The sequence below is a fragment of the Arthrobacter cheniae genome, assembly GCF_003602275.1.
Lineage (GTDB): Bacteria > Actinomycetota > Actinomycetes > Actinomycetales > Micrococcaceae > Arthrobacter_D > Arthrobacter_D cheniae.
Window position 1 is genome coordinate 99,776 of record NZ_QZVT01000005.1, and the last position, 14,740, is coordinate 114,515.

The 14,740-nt window shown below is 69.9% G+C and carries 17 protein-coding genes and 1 riboswitch; of the genes, 1 reads left to right on the forward strand and 16 read right to left on the reverse strand.

What is annotated here, in order from left to right; all coding sequences use genetic code 11:
• Positions 1 to 281 precede the first annotated feature (281 nt).
• The 8 genes from lgt to hisI form a co-directional block, all read right to left on the reverse strand.
• Positions 282 to 1,490 (reverse strand): prolipoprotein diacylglyceryl transferase, encoded by a 1,209-nt coding sequence (gene lgt / locus D6T63_RS10710; RefSeq protein WP_120149042.1) that lies wholly within the window; start codon positions 1,488 to 1,490, stop codon positions 282 to 284.
• Positions 1,487 to 2,338, reverse strand: a complete 852-nt coding sequence (gene trpA / locus D6T63_RS10715; RefSeq protein WP_120149043.1) for a tryptophan synthase subunit alpha — start codon at positions 2,336 to 2,338, stop codon at positions 1,487 to 1,489. The genes lgt and trpA overlap by 4 nt, the downstream gene beginning before the upstream one ends.
• Entirely contained in the window at positions 2,335 to 3,690 is a 1,356-nt protein-coding gene (gene trpB, locus D6T63_RS10720; protein WP_120149267.1) for a tryptophan synthase subunit beta, read from the reverse strand. Before trpB ends, trpA begins: the two co-directional genes overlap by 4 nt.
• Before the next feature lie 178 nt (positions 3,691 to 3,868).
• Positions 3,869 to 4,696, reverse strand: a complete 828-nt coding sequence (gene trpC, locus D6T63_RS10725; RefSeq protein ID WP_120149044.1) for an indole-3-glycerol phosphate synthase TrpC — start codon at positions 4,694 to 4,696, stop codon at positions 3,869 to 3,871.
• Complete coding sequence (locus tag D6T63_RS10730) at positions 4,697 to 4,945, reverse strand: HGxxPAAW family protein (protein WP_235830708.1); 249 nt, start codon at positions 4,943 to 4,945, stop codon at positions 4,697 to 4,699.
• Positions 4,946 to 5,067: 122 nt separating this feature from the next.
• On the reverse strand, positions 5,068 to 5,844 hold the full coding sequence (locus D6T63_RS10735; RefSeq protein WP_120149046.1) for a Trp biosynthesis-associated membrane protein: 777 nt from the start codon (positions 5,842 to 5,844) through the stop codon (positions 5,068 to 5,070).
• Complete coding sequence (locus tag D6T63_RS10740; RefSeq protein WP_120149047.1) at positions 5,841 to 7,394, reverse strand: anthranilate synthase component I; 1,554 nt, start codon at positions 7,392 to 7,394, stop codon at positions 5,841 to 5,843. The genes D6T63_RS10735 and D6T63_RS10740 overlap by 4 nt, the downstream gene beginning before the upstream one ends.
• A 4-nt stretch (positions 7,395 to 7,398) precedes the next feature.
• A complete protein-coding gene (hisI, locus tag D6T63_RS10745) occupies positions 7,399 to 7,866 on the reverse strand; it encodes a phosphoribosyl-AMP cyclohydrolase (protein WP_407923739.1) in 468 nt (155 codons plus the stop codon).
• A gap of 148 nt (positions 7,867 to 8,014) precedes the next feature.
• On the opposite strand from hisI, the gene D6T63_RS10750 reads away from it, so the two are divergent.
• Complete coding sequence (locus D6T63_RS10750; protein ID WP_120149268.1) at positions 8,015 to 8,659, forward strand: TIGR03085 family metal-binding protein; 645 nt, start codon at positions 8,015 to 8,017, stop codon at positions 8,657 to 8,659.
• Positions 8,660 to 8,673: 14 nt separating this feature from the next.
• Here the strand turns inward: D6T63_RS10750 and hisF are convergent, their stop codons facing one another.
• From hisF to pnuC, 8 genes are all read right to left on the reverse strand, one after another.
• Positions 8,674 to 9,444, reverse strand: a complete 771-nt coding sequence (gene hisF, locus D6T63_RS10755; protein WP_120149049.1) for an imidazole glycerol phosphate synthase subunit HisF — start codon at positions 9,442 to 9,444, stop codon at positions 8,674 to 8,676.
• Between the two features lie 13 nt (positions 9,445 to 9,457).
• Positions 9,458 to 10,303, reverse strand: coding sequence for an ATP phosphoribosyltransferase (gene hisG / locus D6T63_RS10760; RefSeq protein WP_120149050.1), 846 nt, complete (start codon positions 10,301 to 10,303; stop codon positions 9,458 to 9,460).
• A gap of 67 nt (positions 10,304 to 10,370) precedes the next feature.
• Positions 10,371 to 10,634 (reverse strand): phosphoribosyl-ATP diphosphatase, encoded by a 264-nt coding sequence (locus D6T63_RS10765; RefSeq protein ID WP_120149051.1) that lies wholly within the window; start codon positions 10,632 to 10,634, stop codon positions 10,371 to 10,373.
• Positions 10,635 to 10,705: 71 nt separating this feature from the next.
• A complete protein-coding gene (gene ribH / locus D6T63_RS10770) occupies positions 10,706 to 11,191 on the reverse strand; it encodes a 6,7-dimethyl-8-ribityllumazine synthase (RefSeq protein ID WP_120149052.1) in 486 nt (161 codons plus the stop codon).
• A gap of 52 nt (positions 11,192 to 11,243) precedes the next feature.
• A complete protein-coding gene (gene ribB, locus D6T63_RS10775; protein ID WP_235830685.1) occupies positions 11,244 to 11,942 on the reverse strand; it encodes a 3,4-dihydroxy-2-butanone-4-phosphate synthase in 699 nt (232 codons plus the stop codon).
• Entirely contained in the window at positions 11,939 to 12,622 is a 684-nt protein-coding gene (locus D6T63_RS10780; protein WP_120149053.1) for a riboflavin synthase, read from the reverse strand. Before D6T63_RS10780 ends, ribB begins: the two co-directional genes overlap by 4 nt.
• A gap of 64 nt (positions 12,623 to 12,686) precedes the next feature.
• Positions 12,687 to 13,745 (reverse strand): bifunctional diaminohydroxyphosphoribosylaminopyrimidine deaminase/5-amino-6-(5-phosphoribosylamino)uracil reductase RibD, encoded by a 1,059-nt coding sequence (ribD, locus tag D6T63_RS10785; protein WP_120149054.1) that lies wholly within the window; start codon positions 13,743 to 13,745, stop codon positions 12,687 to 12,689.
• Complete coding sequence (gene pnuC, locus D6T63_RS10790; protein WP_120149055.1) at positions 13,742 to 14,425, reverse strand: nicotinamide riboside transporter PnuC; 684 nt, start codon at positions 14,423 to 14,425, stop codon at positions 13,742 to 13,744. The genes ribD and pnuC overlap by 4 nt, the downstream gene beginning before the upstream one ends.
• A gap of 111 nt (positions 14,426 to 14,536) precedes the next feature.
• Positions 14,537 to 14,677, reverse strand: a riboswitch (FMN riboswitch).
• Positions 14,678 to 14,740 lie beyond the last annotated feature (63 nt).

The following is a 14,740-nucleotide window of genomic DNA, read 5'->3' on the forward strand; positions in this document are numbered from 1 at the left end:
TGGCCCCGGGGGCACCGCTCTGGGAACGGGCACCGTCTGTCGGTCTCATGCACACCGCCTGCGCCGGCGCTGCCCGGCGCTCTTGGCGGGCAATCACTCTGGTCGTCCTGCGCGCCGGTCGGGGCGGTGTCGGTGCGGGCAGGAAGGTGATCCGGCCGTTGCACCTGGAGTCCACAACTGTGTGGTGTTGCGTCCTTTAGGGGCGGTGGCCCGGGGACTGCTGTCGGGGACCGAATCCCGCGGCTCCGCTCTCGCGGGGTCCATCGAACAGAGATCGTTCCTCAGGAGCCGTTTGTTTCGGAAAGGTTACCACGATCATTCCGGCCGATCGGCTCCGTGTCCGCCACGTGGCTACCCGTGGCCGAAGCGTTACGGGAACGCTGTCGCGACCCGGCCTCGGTGAGCTCGTCGGCCGCGGTTCCGCCCCGCGTCGTGGTTCCTGTCCCGTCCGAACCGGTGTCCGAGGCGGCGCTACCCGGCGCATCCTCCGAAGCCTTCGTCGTGCTGGGTGCGCTCGTATCGGCTGCACCGGAGCCGGCCCTGCCGTCCCCATCGATCCCCGTGTCGCCGTCGTGCCGGGCTACAGCCGCCGGGTCCGGGCCCTCGAGGGCATCCTTCGGCTCCCGACCCGGGAGGTACACGGACGGTGCGTCCACAGGACGGCGCTTCACGGCGAGGTAGACGAGGACAGCCAGCGACACCAGGAAGACCGCGATACTGGTCCAGACATTCAGTCTCTGCGTGATCCCGAAGAGCGTCACCATCTCGGCGTCGTCGATGCGGAGCGTCTCGATCCAGACGCGTCCGAGCGTGTAGTACGCCGCGTAGAGCCAGAACATCCGCCCGCCGCGCAGGCGGAACTTCCGAGCGAGCAGCAGCAGGATCGCAACCCCGGCGAGGTTCCACAGGAGTTCGTAGAGGAAGGTGGGGTGGAACAGGGTGCCGGGTGCCTCGTTCACCGGGAAGTTCACGTTGTCGGCGTCGATCTCGAGGCCCCACGGCAGCGTGGTCGGCGCACCGAAGAGCTCCTGGTTGAACCAGTTGCCAAGACGGCCGACGGCCTGCGCGAGCAGCACGCCGGGAGCAGCGGCGTCGGCGAAAGCGGAGAGCTTCACGCCCGCCCGCCGCGCACCGATCCAGGCCCCGAGGGCGCCGAGGGCGATGGCCCCCCAAATGCCGAGGCCGCCCTGCCAGATCTGGGGGATGCGGGCGAGATCGCCCTGCGGGCCGAAGTAGGCGTCCGGGGAGGAGATGACGTGGTAGAGCCGCCCGCCGATGATGCCGAAGGGAACGGCCCAGATCGCTATGTCCCACACGGCGTCCGCGTGGCCCCCGAAGGAGACGAACCGCTTCTGCGTGAGGAGGAGCGCCAGGATGATGCCGGCCAGGATGCAGAGGGCATAGGCGTGGATGGTCACCGGGCCGAGGCCGAAGCTCGCCCATTCGGCGGGTGGGCTCGGGATCGAGGCCGCGAGGCTGCCGCCGATCACGCCGCCCCTCCTGCGGGTACCTTGGCCGTGCCGGTGCTGAGTTCACGGGTGAGTTCGGCGACCGCTTCGACTCCGCCGTCGCGCAGGGCGGCGACCAGGGCAGTCCCGACGATCACGCCGTCGGCGTACGCTCCGATCTCCCGCACCTGGGCGGACGAGGAGACGCCGAGGCCGACGCAGACGCGCTCGGCGCCGGCGCGGTGGGCGGCGTCGACGACGGCCTGCGCAGCTGCACCCACGGATGTCCTGGCACCGGTGACGCCCATGACGGACACCGCGTACACGAATCCCCTGCTCGCATCGACTGTGGCCTGCATGCGCTGCGGTGAGGTGGACGGGGCCACGAGGAAGACGCGGTCGAGACCGAGCTCTTCGGACACCTCGAGCCATTCGGCTGCCTCGTCGGGAATGAGGTCCGGGGTGATCAGACCGGCTCCGCCGGCCGCGGCGAGGCGCTCGGAGAACGTTCGCACGCCCATTCGCATGACGGGGTTCCAGTAGGTCATCACGAGGACTGCGGCATCCGTTGCACGGGTGATGCCCTCGACGACGTCGAAGATGCGGGGCACGGTGAAGCCGTTGGCGAGGGCCTCGACGGTGGCTTCCTGGATGACGTGGCCGTCCATCACCGGATCCGAGTAGGGGATGCCGATCTCGATGAGGTCCACGCCGTTCTCCGCCATGGCAATGCCGGCGTCGATAGTGGTCTGGACGTCGGGGAAGCCTGCCGGCAGGTATCCGATGAGCGCTGCGCGACCCTCGGCCCGGGCCTTCTCGATGGCGGCAGCGGCCTTGGACCCTGCGGCACCTGCTCCTGGAGACTGTCGATCGGTCGAATGTGTCGTCATAGCTGCTCACCCTCCTGGGCGATCTCCTGCTCGGCGCTGTCGTCCGGAAGCAGGTCGAAGTAGCCCGCGGCGGTCGCCACGTCCTTGTCGCCGCGCCCGGACAGGTTGACGACGATGATCTTGTCCGACGCCTGCTCCCCCGGGGCGAGGTCGGCTGCGAGGCGCTGGCCGACCTTCATGGCTCCCGCGAGGGCGTGTGCGGTCTCGATAGCGGGGATGATCCCCTCGGTCCGGCTGAGGATCTTGAAGGCCTCCATGGCCTCCGCATCCGTGATGGGCTCGTACTTCGCCCGTCCGATGTCCGCGAGGTAGGCGTGCTCCGGTCCGACGCCGGGGTAGTCCAGACCGGCGGAGATGGAGTGCGACTCCATCGTCTGTCCGTCCTCGTCCTGCATGAGGTAGGACCGGGCACCGTGCAGAACGCCGGGCCGACCGAGCGTGATGGTGGCCGCGTGACGACCGGTCTCGACTCCCTCGCCGCCGGCTTCGAAACCGTACAGGGCGACATCGCGGTCGTCCAGGAAGCCATGGAACATACCGATCGCGTTCGACCCGCCGCCGACGCAGGCACAGACCGCATCGGGGAGCTTGCCCGTCTGCTCGAGGATCTGCTCGCGGGCCTCGTCACCGATGACCTCGTGGAAGTAGCGCACCATCGACGGGAACGGGTGCGCTCCGGCCGCCGTCCCGAGGAGGTAGTGCGTGGTCTCGACGTTGGCGACCCAGTCCCGCAGGGCGTCGTTGATGGCGTCCTTCAGCGTCTGAGAACCGTTGGTGACCGGGATGACCGTGGCACCGAGGAGCTGCATGCGCGCGACATTGAGGGCCTGGCGGCGCGTGTCCTCCGCACCCATGTAGACGACGCACTCGAGTCCGAGGAGGGCCGCCGCCGTCGCGCTGGCGACGCCATGCTGCCCGGCACCCGTCTCGGCGATGACGCGGGTCTTGCCCATGCGCTTGGCGATCAGCGCCTGACCCAGCACGTTGTTGATCTTGTGGGACCCCGTGTGGTTCAGGTCCTCGCGCTTGAGGAAGACGCGGACGCCGCCGCAGTGCTCGGCGAAGCGCTGGGCCTCGGTGAGGAGGGACGGCCGACCGGCATAGTTCTTGTTCAGCTCGGCGACCTGCGCCGTGAACTCGGGATCCGCCTTGGCCTTCTCGAACGTGTCCTGCAATTCGTCCAGCGCTGCGATCAGGGATTCCGGCATCCATCGCCCACCGTATGCGCCGAAGTAGGGACCCGGGGCGTGGCGCAGGGTCTGGTCGTGGCTGAGGAAGGCCTCTGCCGTTCCGGCGTCGATGGCGTCGGCTGCTCCTGCGTCCGCGCCCTGGAGGCCCGAGTCCTGGTGCATATCAGTCATGACTTCAGCGTTCCTGTCCTGTTGGTCCTTGCCCGGGCGGGCGTGCCGTCCGGGTTCCTGGCGGTCCGGGGTCGACCGGTCCGTGTCCTGCTTCTGGTGCTTCTGGTGCCGACCAGGTGGGTCGGTGCCGGTCTCGAGGCTTCGGCCGTGGGGCCGACGTCGCGGCGCGTCAGCTGCGCGCCGACATGCCCGACTCCTGCCAGGCCGTGCGGCCCGCGCGCCTGAACTCGTCGATCGTCGCTGCGGGGTCGCTGTGGCGGACGAGGGCCTCGCCGACGAGGACGGCGTGCGCGCCGCTTCCCGCGTAGTCCGCGACGTCGGCCGCGTCACGCACGCCCGATTCGGCGATGATGACCGTACCTGCGGGGATCAGGTGGGCAAGGCCGGCGAAGACATCGCGGTCGATGTCGAGGGTCTTCAGGTTCCGCACATTGACGCCGATGATGGAGGCCTCGGCTGCTACCGCGCGCCGCACTTCCTCCTCAGTGTGGGTCTCGACGATCGCCTTCATCCCGAGCTCGTGGGTCAGGGCGAGGAAGGAGGTCAGGTCCGCGTCGGAGAGTGCTGCGACGATCAGCAGGACGACGTCGGCGCCGTGCGCGCGGGCTTCCCAGATCTGGTACTCGTCCACCGTGAAGTCCTTGCGGAGCACGGGCAGGGCCACCGCCGCACGGACGGCGTCGAGATCGGAGAGCGATCCGCCGAAGCGCCTCTCCTCGGTCAGGACGGAGATGACCGCAGCGCCCCCGCGTTCGTAGGCGGCGGCGAGGGCCGCCGGATCGGCGATATCGGCCAGCGCCCCCTTCGAGGGACTGCTCCTCTTCACCTCGGCGATGACGGCGAGGTCACCACCCCGACCTCCGCCGAGGGCCGCGAAGGCATCCTTCGGGGTAGGTGCGCTGGAGGCGGCCGTCCGGACCTTCTCGAGGGGCAGTGCACGTCGACGCTCCGCGAGGTCCTCGCGGACGCCCTCGATGATGTCGTCGAGGACGGTCACCTAGTGGCCGTTGTTCTTGAGCTTGGAGCCGCCGACGCCGTAGCCGATCTTCCGGAGGACGAACCCGACAGCCAGCCCGACGAACATCACGGCGATCCCGATCCAGAAGAGCAGGGTACCGAAGTCGTGATTACCCTCGGTGCTGGCGAAGACGTAGGCGAAGGAGGCGACGGCGGCACCGGCCAGCATGATCAGGACGCAGGTCCACGCCGCGGGGCTGTTGCCGTGCCCGATCGTCTCGTCACCCATCTGGGCGTGGGTCGCGGGCGTGTTGCGGGTCGCGGAGGCGCGGGTCTCGGATGCCATGGGAAATCTCCTTCGAATGGGTCTTGTTCCATTCTGCCATTGATGGGGCGGCCCGACTGAATGGTTCAGCGCGTCGGGTCGTTGCCGCGTGAGAGCTCGTCCCAGCTGTCGATCTCGTCGGCGTGCGCGCTCGTCCGGTTCCTGCCGGAGCCCGACGGCGGCGTCGACGTGGCGCCGGTGTCCGTGTCGGCCGTTCCGGTCGGCTCTGCGGCGGCGTCGGTGTCCTCGTCGGCTCCTGTCGGCACGACACCGGGAGCGACATCACCGGTAGAGGGCGACGGAGCGCCGGGCTGCGGATCACCGGCGGCGGCGGGCACCGCTCGGGACGCTCCGGCGTCGTACCGCCGGTTCACGCCCCAGGTTCGGCCGGCGAGGACGACCCAGGCGGCCGCAAGGACGAGCAGCACTCCGGCGACCACGGCGAGCCACGGGAGGGCGCTGGCAGTCGCGTCCGCGCCGGCGAGGCCGCTGACGCCGATCGCCTCACCGATGGCGGGTTCGGCGGCACCGGCGGGATCGAGCGCGACCGAGGCGCTGGACAGGGCGATGCCCACCCCCGACAGCACGAGGATGAACGCGATGATCCACCGGGCCACGCGTCCGGCGATCGAGACCGCGAGGGCGGCAGCGAGTGCGACCAGCGCGAAGGCCGTCACCGGAGTGGACGCATCGCTCCCCGCGATCGTGAGGTCGGGTGTCTGGACGGCCTCCTGCGGCAGGCGCACGGTGAGCCAGGTCTGCGTCGTCGTTCCGAACGCGATGAGCGCCAGGATGACGATGCCCATCACGACGACGCCGCGCCGCGTGTAGCGGCCCCGTGCGGGGTGCTCTGCGGGGCTCATAGGGCGTCCGCCGTCGCCGGCCTGAGTCCGGCCGCCGTCAGCGCCGCCCGAAGGGGGGCCGCCGCCTTGTTGACGGTCTCTAGGGCCTCGGTCTCGAGGACCGAGTCCGCGACGATACCTCCGCCGGACTGCACGTAGGCCTTGCCGTCACGGAGCAGCGCGGACCGGATGGCGATCGCCATGTCCATGTCTCCCGCGAAGTCGAGGTAGCCGACCACTCCGCCGTAGATGCCGCGGCGGTGCGGTTCCACCTCGTCGATGATGCGCAGCGCCCGGGGTTTCGGCGCACCGGACAGCGTACCGGCAGGGAACGTGGCGGCGAGGACGTCGTAGGCGCTCTTCGAGGCGGCGAGACGTCCGACGACGGTGGAGACGAGGTGCATGATGTGGCTGAACTTCTCCACCTCCATGAACTGGGTGACGTCGACGCTTCCCGGGACGCAGACCTTGGAGAGGTCGTTCCGGGCGAGGTCGACGAGCATGAGGTGCTCCGCCTTCTCCTTGGTATCCGCCCGGAGCTCGACGGCGAGGTCCCGGTCCTCCTCGGTCGTCCTGCCGCGGGGTCGGGACCCGGCGATCGGGTGCGTGATGACCTCGTCACCCGTGACGGTCACGAGGGCTTCGGGTGAGCTGCCGACGATCGAGTAGCCGCGTCCGTCGGCGTCCTCGAGGCTGAACAGGTACATGTAGGGGCTCGGGTTCGTGGTCCGCAGGATGCGGTAGACGTCGAGGGCGGAGGCGTCACACTCGATCTCGAAGCGGCGGCTGATGACGACCTGGAAGACGTCGCCGTCGACGATCGCCCGCTTGCCGCGCTCGATCGCCCTCAGGTAGTCGGGTTCGAACCAGGACTCACGGACCCGGTCCATCGACTCGTCCGCCGTCGGTGCGCCGTCCGCCATGACCGACACGGCCAGTTCAGCCGGTGCCACGAGCTTCGCGAGCATCGCCCTGACGCGGGCGACGGCGTCGTGCCATGCCTCGTCGACCCGCTCGTCGGTGCCGTCGAAATTGATGGCGTTGGCTACGAGCGTGAGCGAGCCCTCCGAGTTGTCGTGGATCGCCAGGTCCGAAACGAGGCACATCGCGAGTTCGGGAAGCTGGAGATCGTCCTCGGGCGGACTCGTGAGCCGCTCCCAGTGCCTCACCGCTTCCCAGCCCACGAATCCGACCATGCCGGAGGTGAAGGGCGGCAGTTCCGCGAATCTCTCGGTGCGCAGCGCCTCGACGGTGAGGCGCAGCGCCTCCACGGGGTTACCGGTGAGGGGGACGCCGGCGGGAGGCTCACCGAGCCAGTGCGCCTCGCCGTTGCGCGTGGTCAGGGTGGCCCGCGAGCGGGAGCCGATGAAGGAGTAGCGGGACCAGACGCCGCCGACGGCCGCGGACTCCATCAGGAACGTCCCGGGCTGACCGGCCGCGAGCTTGCGGTAGATCCCGATCGGCGTATGGGCGTCGGCGAGGACTTTCAGGTGCACGGGCACCACGCGGCGGGCCTTGGCCAGCTCACGGAAGTCCTCGAGGGTGGGGCTGATGGTGCCGAGCTGCTGCATGGGGTCAGAGTCCTTCTGCGTCGGAACGGCCGGCTGTCACGGCGGGCAGGGCGCGTCCGTCGAAGCACGTGCGTGTGCCCGTATGGCAGGCCGGGCCTTCCTGGTCCACCGTGACGAGCAGGGCGTCGCCGTCACAGTCGAGGGCCACGGCCCTGACCCACTGCCGGTGGCCGGAGGTATCGCCCTTGCGCCAGTACTCCGAGCGCGACCGGGAGTAGAACGTGACGCGTCCGGTGCTGAGGGTGCGTCGCAGCGCTTCCTCGTCCATCCAGCCGAGCATGAGCACCTCGAGGGTGTCGTACTGCTGCACGACGGCGGCCACGAGACCGGCGTCGTCCTTCTTGAGGGCCGCGGCGATGTCCGGGTCGAGGGCGGCGTGCGGAGCTGCCCGACCCTCGCCTACCGCCGCAAGAGGGCTGTCCGCGGCGGTGCTCGCAGGGCTGTCCGCGGCGGCGCTCGCAGGGCTGTCCACGGCGGCGCTCGCAGGGCTGTCCGCAGCTGGGGCCGCGGCTGTGTGGGGGGAGGACGTGGTGGAAGGCATCACCCTGATTCTAGTGGCGTCCCCCGGTAGCGCGGCGCGCCTGCCTCCGCCCGGGCGCGACATGCTACTTTCAGCTGTGATGCACTACGTAACCCCGTCCCGCGAGGTCCTGGCCGAGACGCTCCTGGCAGCCGGCCCTGACGCCCCCACCCTGTGTGAGGGGTGGCAGAGCCGCGACCTCGCCGCGCATCTCTACCTCCGGGAGCACAAGCAGGCCCTCGGCCTCGGCATGGTGTTCAAGAAGTTCGCGCAGGTGACCGAACGGGCGACGAAGGAGACCGGGGAACGCGCAGCCTCGCCCGCTGGATACGAAGCCCTGGTCAACCGGTTCCTGGCGGGACCTCCCGCACTCTCCCCGATGCGTGTCAACTCCATCGACAAGAGCGCCAACCTCATCGAGTACTTCGTCCACACGGAGGACGTACGACGGGCGACGACGCGCTGGGCCCCCCGTGCGCTCGACGAGGACTACGCGAACGCCCTGTGGAAGGAACTGGTCAAGCGCGCGGCGATCCTCTACCGCGGGGTGGATCTCGGCATCGTGCTCGTGCGGCCGGACGGGCCGAGGCACGTCGCCAAACGGGCGCCGGTCTCCGTCGCCATCGTCGGTGATCCCGGCGAACTGCTCATGCACGCTCATGGCCGACGCCGGCAGGCCCTGGTGACCTTCGAGGGCCAGCCGGACGCCGTCGCCCTGCTCGAGAGCGCCGACGTCGGACTCTGAGCCCGGTCCTCGTATCAGCGGACGGGAAAACCGGCCGCGCGGATCGCGGCCTTCACCTGGGCGATCGCGTCCACCGGTCCGAAGTGGAACACGGACGCCGCGAGTACGGCATCCGCTCCGGCCTCGACCGCGGGAGGGAAGTGCTCCGGCTTGCCGGCACCTCCCGAGGCGATCAGCGGCACTCCCACAGCAGCTCGCACGGCGCGGATGAGCTCGAGGTCGAACCCCTCCTTCGTGCCGTCCGCGTCGATGGAATTCAGCAGGATCTCCCCCACGCCGCGGTCAGCAGCCTCCCTCGCCCACGCGACGGCGTCGATCCCGGTCCCCTTGCGGCCACCATAGGTGGTCACCTCGAAACCCGACGGCGTACTGGCGTCCCGCGTGCGGCGCGCATCGAGGGACAGCACGAGCACCTGGGCGCCGAAGTGCCGCGTGATCTCGTCGATGACCGATGGGCGCGCTACGGCCGCCGTGTTGATCGAGGCCTTGTCCGCACCGAAGCGCAGGAGGCGGTCGACGTCGGAGATCTCGCGGACTCCACCGCCCACGGTCAGCGGGATGAAGACTTCCTCCGCCGTGCGCGAGACGACGTCGAAGGTGGTCTCGCGGTTGCCGGACGACGCCGTGACGTCGAGGAACGTGAGCTCGTCGGCACCTGCGCGGTCGTAGCGGTGCGCGAGCTCCACCGGGTCACCGGCGTCGCGCAGATCCTCGAAGTTGACTCCCTTGACCACGCGGCCGGCGTCGACGTCGAGGCAGGGGATGACGCGGACTGCGACGGTCATGGCTGTCAGTCCCCTAGATCCGGCAGGCGTGGATGGTGCTGACGAGGATGGCGCGTGCGCCGAGCTCGTACAGCTCGTCCATGATGCGGTTGGTCTGGTTGCGCTTGACCATGGACCGGACGGCGACCCAGTCGGAATCGCGCAGCGGTGACACGGTCGGGGATTCGAGCCCGGGCGTCAGGGCTGCAGCGGCGTCGATGAGGTCCTTGCGGACGTCGTAGTCCATCATCACGTACTGGCGTGCCACCAGGACTCCCTGAAGGCGGCGCAGCAGGACGTCGAGGCCGGCGGGCGCCTCCACGCCGGCGCGTCCGATCAGGACGGCCTCGCTCTGCAGGATGGGCTCGCCGAAGATCTCCATGCCGGCTGCACGCAGCGTGTTGCCGGTCTCGACGACGTCGGCGATCGCATCCGCGACCCCGAGGCGCACCGAGGACTCGACGGCACCGTCGAGCCTGACGACGGCGGCCGTGATGCCGCGCTCGGACAGGTAGTCGTTCAGCAGACCCTCGTAGCTCGTGGCGAGGCGCTTGCCCTCGAGCTGCTCCAGGGTCGAGAAGTCACCGACGGGCCCGGCGAAGCGGAAGGTGGAGGCGCCGAAGCCGAGCTGCATGAGTTCCGCGGCTTTCACCTGCGCGTCGAGGAAGAGATCACGGCCGGTGATGCCGACGTCGAGCGTTCCCGACCCGACGTACACGGCGATGTCGCGGGGACGCAGGAAGAAGAACTCGATCTCGTTCTCCGGATCGACGAGGACGAGTTCGCGGGGGTCACGGCGCTGGCGGTAGCCGGCCTCGCCGAGCATGGATGAGGCGGCCTCGGAGAGGGCGCCCTTGTTCGGGACTGCGACACGGAGCATGGAAGGGAGACTTTCGCTGGAGGAGGGTTGGAACGGGCAGGGGCCGCAGGCGGGAGCGCCGGCGCGGCTACAGATGCCTGTAGACGTCCTCCAGGGTGAGTCCCTTGGCGATCATGAGCACCTGCAGGTGATAGAGCAGCTGCGAGATCTCCTCGGCGGCCTCCTCCGTGGACTCGTACTCTGCGGCCATCCAGACTTCCGCGGCCTCCTCGACGACTTTCTTGCCGATGCCGTGCACTCCTGAGTCGAGCTCCGCGACGGTCCGCGAACCCGCTGGGCGCTCGGCAGCCTTGGCGCTGAGTTCCTCGAAGAGGGAATCAAAGGTTTTCACACTCCCTAGGCTATCGGCTCGTGGAGTCGTCCCGGCACGCACGGAGACCCCTGTGGCGTCCAGCTCGGTGCTCACTGCTGCCACGACCGGAGGACGGCAGCCGTGGCCAGCGCCGCCGACACGGCCTCGTGCCCCTTGTCCTCCGAGGAGCCGGGCAGGCCGGCACGGTCGAGCCCCTGCTGCTCGGTGTCGCAGGTCAGCACGCCGAAGCCGACGGGGACACCCGTGCGGACACTCACGTCGGTGAGGCCGGATGTCGCCGCCTGGCAGACGTACTCGAAGTGTGGCGTACCTCCGCGGATGACGACGCCGAGGGCCGCGACGGCGTCGAACCGCGGTGCCACGCGCGCGGCGGCGACGGGGAGTTCGAAGCTGCCGGGAACACGGATCTCGGTCACCTCGGCGCCGGCTTCCGCTGCCGCCCGCCGGGCGCCGTCCAGCAGGCCGTCCATGATCTGCGTGTGCCAGCTCGCGGCGATGATCGCAAGGCGGAGGGGCGCGCCTGCCTCGGTGGTGAGTCCGCTGATGTCGATGGTGGGTGCTCCGTGGCCGCTCATGGTTCTCCTTCTGAAGATGCTGCTGGGTGGTGGGAAGTGCTCATTGCCGGTCTCAGGCCTCCAGCCGGTCCTGCTGGTCGGTGGCAGCGGATTCCGCGTCACGGGCCCGCAGGAAGACGACGAGGTCCTCGATGGAGACGAGGGGAATCCGGTGGTTGTCGGCGAAACGCCGGAGTGCGGGCAGGCGCATCATGTCGCCGTCGTCGTGCACGAGTTCCGCGATCACGGCCGCGGGCCGCTTGCCCGCCAGGACGCTCAGTTCGACACCGGCCTCGGTGTGGCCGGGGCGCTGGCGGACCCCGCCGGGCGCAGCGCGCAGCGGGAAGACATGACCGGGCCGTGTGAGGTCCGCGGGCACGCTGGAGGCATCAGCCAGGACGCGGGCCGTCCGCGCACGGTCCGCGGCGCTGATACCCGTGCTGACGCCTACGGCTGCGTCGCAGGACACCGTGTAGGCCGTGCCTTTCGAGTCCTCGTTCACCGCGGTCATGGGCGGGAGGAGGAGCCGGTCGGCGTCGTCGGACTGCAGCGGCACGCACAGCACGCCGGAGGACCAGCGCACGGTCCAGCCGACGAGTTCCCTCGTCGCGTCCTCGGCGGCGAAGACGATGTCCCCCTCGTTCTCGCGGTCCTCGTCATCCACGACGACGACCGCGCGCCCCGCGGCGATGGCCGACACCGCGTCGGCGATGGGGTCGAGGCGGATTGGCCCGGCGGGAACGCGCGGGGTGGCACCCGGGATCTCGGTCACTGCGCTCCTCCAGTGGTGGCTCCGGTGACTCCGGTGTCTCCGGTGGCGTCCTGGCGTCGTGCATCCGCGGCGGCGAAGCCGAGGAGGCGCTCGGCGTATTTCGCGAGGACGTCCATCTCGAGGTTGACCGGATCGCCGAGGGCTTTCGCGCCGAGTCCGGTCTCCTTCAGCGTCGTCGGGATGAGGCCTACCTCGAACCACTGATCCTTCTCCTCAGGGGCGCTGACCGCGGTGACCGTCAGGGAGACGCCGTCGATCGCGACGGAGCCCTTCTCCGCGGCATAGCGGCCGAGCTTCGCCGGCAGGCCGAAGCGGAGGCGGTGCCACGCGCCGAGGTCCTCGCGCTCGAGCAGCACGCCTAGCCCGTCCACATGCCCCTGGACGACGTGTCCGTCGAGGCGCCCGCCGGCCGGGACGCACCGCTCGAGGTTGACGGGCGCGCCGGCCTGCAGGGCGCCCGTGGTGGTGCGGCGGAGCGTCTCGCCCATGACGTCGACGCCGACGCGCCCGCCGTCGAGCGTGACCGCCGTCAGGCAGACACCGTTGACGGCGATCGACGCTCCGGGGGCGAGGTCCCTGCCCGTCTCCGGCGCCTCGAAGACGAGGAGGGCGCTTTCGCCGTCGGGCGTGACGTCGAGTGAGACCACGCTGCCCTGCTCGGACACGATTCCTGTGAACACGGATACTTCCTTCGGGTGGGGCTTGCTCCCGGTGGGGGCGGGAGCGCGATGGGTGGGTGGACGGTCAGGTCTGGGCTGCGCTCGGAGGACGCAGGTGCAGGCGCACGTCCGCGCCGAACTGGCGGACGCCGGGACCGCCGGCGTCGTCGAGCATCCAGCGGGCGGCATCGGCAAGGGATCCGACACCGAGGTCGGGGTAGGCGGGGGCCCCGTCGCCGAGCATGAGGGGGGCCACGTAGCTGAAGAGCTCATCGACGACGCCGGCTCGGAGGAAAGCGGAGGCGATACGCGGTCCGCCCTCCACCAGGAGGTGGCGCACTCCCCTGCCGTACAGCTCGTCGAGCGCCTCGCCCACCTCGTGCGTGGGCAGGTGGAGAAAGCCCTCACCCCGGACCGCGGCGTCGTCGGGCACCGGCGTCCGGCCCATGACTGCGCGCAGGCCCGGTGCCGCCGTAACCCCGACGCCGTCGGCATCCCGCGCGGTGAGGCGCGGATCGTCGGCCCGGACAGTACCGCTGCCGACCAGGACCGCGTCGGCGAGGCCGCGGAGCCGGTGCCCGTCGGCTCGGGCCTCCGGCCCGGTGATCCACTGGCTGGTGCCGTCCACCGCCGCCACTCGCCCGTCGAGGGATTGGGCGGACTTCAGCGTGACGAAGGGACGCCCGGCGGCGAGGGCCGTGCTCCAGCGCTCGTTGAGTTCGAGTGACGCGGCCGCCCCCAGCCCGCCGACGCAGTCGATACCAGCGGCGCGTAACCGCTGTGCACCGCCGGCTGCGGCACCGTTGACGTCGTCGGCAGCGTGGACCACGCGGGCCATTCCGGCCTCGATCAGGGCTTCGCTGCACGGGCCGGTGCGTCCGGTGTGGTTGCAGGGCTCCAGCGTCACGACCATGGTGGCACCGCGGGGGTCGTTCCCGCGCTCACGGGCATCGGCGAGGGCGGCGGGTTCGGCGTGCGGCGTTCCCGCGCCCCGATGGTAGCCCTCACCGAGGACTCTCCCATCGACCCCGAGGACAACGGCGCCGACGAGTGGATTCGCGCCCCGGACGCCCCGAGCTGCGAGCAGGAGGGCGCGCTGCATGGCCGCGGACTCCGCGGGGGTGGCTTCGGTCGTGGTGCTCATCGGAGGGTGGGATCCGGCAGGAGTGTCTCGATGCTCGGCTTGGCCGATCGCTGCGCCCGTGCCCAGACGAAGAAACCCACCAGCGTGAATGCGCCGTAGAACACGTACATGAAGGCGCTGGCGTAGTAGCCGGCGCTGAAGAGCAGGGGAACGCCGACGATGTCGACGGCGACCCAGACGAGCCAGAACTCGACCCAGCCCTTGGCCATGCCGTAGGTGGCCAGCAAGGATCCGACGAAGGTCCAGGCATCCGCCCAGACGGGCTCGTAGGACCCCAGGACGCGGAAGAGCGGAGTGAGCGCGAAGGTACCCACGACCAGGAAGGCCACCATGCCGAAGCGGGCCCTGGTACCGGCCCACTGCGGTGTCACGGCCTGGCCGCCGCGGTGGCGGCTCGCCTGCCATTGGCGCCAGCCGTACACCGAGACGGCGATGAACATCACTTGGCGGGCGGCCTGCCCGAGCAGGTTGGCCGCACTCGCGGCACCGAAGACGGAGCCGAGGAAGACCGTCAGGAGCAGGAGGTTGCCGACGATGCCGACCGGCCAGGCCCAGACGCGACGACGCATGCCGCCGAGGGCGCTGAGGAGGCCGAAGACGTTGCCCACTACTTCACGGAGCAGGAGGGAACCGTTGCCTACGGGAATGCGGGCCTCGAAGAGCCACTGCAGAAAGTCCATGCCTATCCTTCGCCGATACGACGGCTCCGGGCAAGGGCAGCAGGGTGGTACTGCCGTGGACGTACCACGGCGGGGCCGATGCCCCTCAGGCGGGCAGCGGTCATCCTGCTGTTCGTGCTTCTCCCATCCAGACTTTAACTGTCGGTCCCGGAATTCCACCGGCTCAACCGCCGTCGTCCCGCGGGTGCGGAACAAATGCGGGTCGCGGACTATCACCGCCGGTTCGGACTTACACCGACCCCGGAGCACGTACTCCGACGAGTATTTCACAGCGGCCCCCTGCTCGACGTCGGAGCGTCACAATTCGTCCGACAG

What these genes read in the sequence shown, in the direction of transcription:
- trpA (WP_120149043.1), bottom strand. Translation starts at nt 2,338, where the DNA reads ATGACGACACATTCGACCGATCGACAGTCTCCAGGAGCAGGTGCCGCA.
- trpB (WP_120149267.1), bottom strand. Translation starts at nt 3,690, where the DNA reads ATGCACCAGGACTCGGGCCTCCAGGGCGCGGACGCAGGAGCAGCCGAC.
- D6T63_RS10730 (WP_235830708.1), bottom strand. Translation starts at nt 4,945, where the DNA reads ATGGGTGACGAGACGATCGGGCACGGCAACAGCCCCGCGGCGTGGACC.
- D6T63_RS10735 (WP_120149046.1), bottom strand. Translation starts at nt 5,844, where the DNA reads ATGAGCCCCGCAGAGCACCCCGCACGGGGCCGCTACACGCGGCGCGGC.
- D6T63_RS10740 (WP_120149047.1), bottom strand. Translation starts at nt 7,394, where the DNA reads ATGCAGCAGCTCGGCACCATCAGCCCCACCCTCGAGGACTTCCGTGAG.
- D6T63_RS10750 (WP_120149268.1), top strand. Translation starts at nt 8,015, where the DNA reads ATGCACTACGTAACCCCGTCCCGCGAGGTCCTGGCCGAGACGCTCCTG.
- hisF (WP_120149049.1), bottom strand. Translation starts at nt 9,444, where the DNA reads ATGACCGTCGCAGTCCGCGTCATCCCCTGCCTCGACGTCGACGCCGGC.
- hisG (WP_120149050.1), bottom strand. Translation starts at nt 10,303, where the DNA reads ATGCTCCGTGTCGCAGTCCCGAACAAGGGCGCCCTCTCCGAGGCCGCC.
- ribH (WP_120149052.1), bottom strand. Translation starts at nt 11,191, where the DNA reads ATGAGCGGCCACGGAGCACCCACCATCGACATCAGCGGACTCACCACC.
- ribD (WP_120149054.1), bottom strand. Translation starts at nt 13,745, where the DNA reads ATGAGCACCACGACCGAAGCCACCCCCGCGGAGTCCGCGGCCATGCAG.
- pnuC (WP_120149055.1), bottom strand. Translation starts at nt 14,425, where the DNA reads ATGGACTTTCTGCAGTGGCTCTTCGAGGCCCGCATTCCCGTAGGCAAC.